The following is a 1,830-nucleotide window of genomic DNA, read 5'->3' as shown; positions in this document are numbered from 1 at the left end:
GAGTGGCGCTATGTGCCATTGCATGGTGCCGGGTGCCTCCCGGTGAATTCAGTACCAGCACCTGAATCCGCGATTATCCCATATACCTACTCGCTGATTACCCCTCCGCACAGGGGGATTCACCATGCGAAATTTTTTAACAAACTTCCCGCCGGCCAGACAATAATCGCCAGCCTGAATTATGAGCAACGTGGCATTTTACGGGAAAACTGTTTTCTGCAGTAAAAAGGCCCGCCGGAGCGAGCCTGGAAGGATAGCGGTCATGTGATGCCGGTTTCCCGGTAACTCAGCATCGGTATCTGAGTCAACGTTTTCTCTACTGGGTCATTTCCGATACGTTCCGCCTTCCGGCAGACTTTCATCACGTCAGAAAATATAGCACCCTGAGTAACAGGACAGTACTCAGAATTCAGGAAACTGTGACACATCCTGCACAGAAAAGCCCCTCCGGAGAGGGGCTGAAGTATAGCCTAATTTCTGTCTGTCGCATGGTGCCAGGGGCCTCCCGGTAAATTCAGCCTGTCTACTGAATTTGCATGTTCTCTGGATCATACACTTTGCCAGATGCCCCGCCGCTGAGGGGGATTCACCATGCGATGTAATTTTTAACAAATTCTCCGGCAGCCAGACAATCATCAAGCTGTGGAATTGTGAGGTATTTAAAAATTTCAACGGGTAACTGATACCCTGCTAATCGCCTGATGCTTTCTTTTTCAGCAACGGGAAAGCAACAACCACACACCCGCCACCAAAACACCATCAGACAGCACCGACATTATCCGGCTGCTGAAGTCCACCATCACCACCAGAAACAACAGGAGTGCAACCACAGCTGCTTAGAAGGCAATTGCTCTGTCCGGCTGAGCTAACAACGCAGAATACCGATAAATGGACCGCCATCGAGAACTCGAACCCCGCGCAACCAGCTTCGAAGGCTGGCGCTCTATCCCGATGAGCTAATGGTGGTATGTGATATGGTGGCCCTTGCTGGATTTGAACCAGCGACCTGGCGATTATGAGTCGCTCGCTCTCACCACTGAGCTAAAGGGCCGGGAGCAGAATAATAATGGTGCGTAATTAATTCTGCAATCTCATCCGTTTCAAACGATTAAATCCTGAACTTCCCTGACTGTCTGCTCAAAACGTCCGGTCTCCAGCTCAACGCCAATCGCACGACGCCCGAGCGCCAGTGCCGCTTTTACCGTTGAACCTGAGCCCATAAAAAAATCTGCAACCAGGTCACCCGGACGACTGCTTGCGCTGATTATCTGCTGCAGCATTTCTGCCGGTTTTTCGCACGGATGTTTCCCGGGATAGAACTGCACCGGTTTATGTGTCCACACATCCGTGTACGGCACCTGCGCCGTCACACCAAAATACCGCCGCAGATGCTTATATTCACTCTGCAGCTCCACATACTGCCGGTTCAGTGACGTATACGTATCCACCAGCTGGTGGTGGGGCTTTTCCAGTTCACCGCGCTGATGTTTCTCTTCTGCCACCCGGGCAAACAGCGACTGTAATTTCAGATAATCGCTTTCGTTCGGTAGCTGCCACTGACTGGCACTGAACCAGTGCGACACCATGTTTTTCTTTCCTGTGGCATCTGCAATCTGTTTTGCCGTTATCCCCAGGGCCGCGCGCGCATCACGAAAGTAAGAAATCAGCGGGGCCATCACATGCTGTTTCAGTGCACTGCCCTTCGCCGCATACCCGGCATCTTTCGGACGATACGGCCCCTGATAATGTTCCGCGAACAGAATGCGCTCTGTGGCGGGGAAATACGCCCGCAGGCTTTCCTTGTTGCATCCGTTCCAGCGTCCGGACGGC

Annotated in this window: 2 protein-coding genes, 2 tRNA genes and 1 pseudogene; 1 reads left to right on the top strand and 4 read right to left on the bottom strand. The window is 52.3% G+C overall.

Annotation, left to right across the window (positions count from 1 at the left end):
• Positions 1–12: 12 nt before the first annotated feature.
• Positions 13–138: pseudogene (locus BHE85_RS27540) on the top strand (hypothetical protein); the annotation flags it as partial.
• A gap of 575 nt (positions 139–713) precedes the next feature.
• Here BHE85_RS27540 and BHE85_RS14550 read toward each other — a convergent pair.
• From BHE85_RS14550 to BHE85_RS14535, 4 genes are all read right to left on the bottom strand, one after another.
• Complete coding sequence (locus BHE85_RS14550) at positions 714–830, bottom strand: DUF3927 family protein (RefSeq protein ID WP_000226111.1); 117 nt, start codon at positions 828–830, stop codon at positions 714–716.
• A gap of 59 nt (positions 831–889) precedes the next feature.
• Positions 890–966: transfer RNA gene (locus BHE85_RS14545), tRNA-Arg, on the bottom strand.
• 9 nt (positions 967–975) lie between these two features.
• Positions 976–1,051, bottom strand: a tRNA-Ile gene (locus BHE85_RS14540).
• Positions 1,052–1,100: 49 nt separating this feature from the next.
• Positions 1,101–1,830 (bottom strand): site-specific DNA-methyltransferase (locus BHE85_RS14535; RefSeq protein ID WP_069673623.1); only part of this gene is annotated, 730 nt, incomplete at its 5' end.

The sequence above is a fragment of the Shigella sp. FC1567 genome, from assembly GCF_001743015.1.
Classification (GTDB): Bacteria; Pseudomonadota; Gammaproteobacteria; order Enterobacterales; family Enterobacteriaceae; genus Escherichia; species Escherichia coli.
Note: the sequence above shows the minus strand (reverse complement) of the source record. Positions and strands in the feature narration are given on the sequence as shown.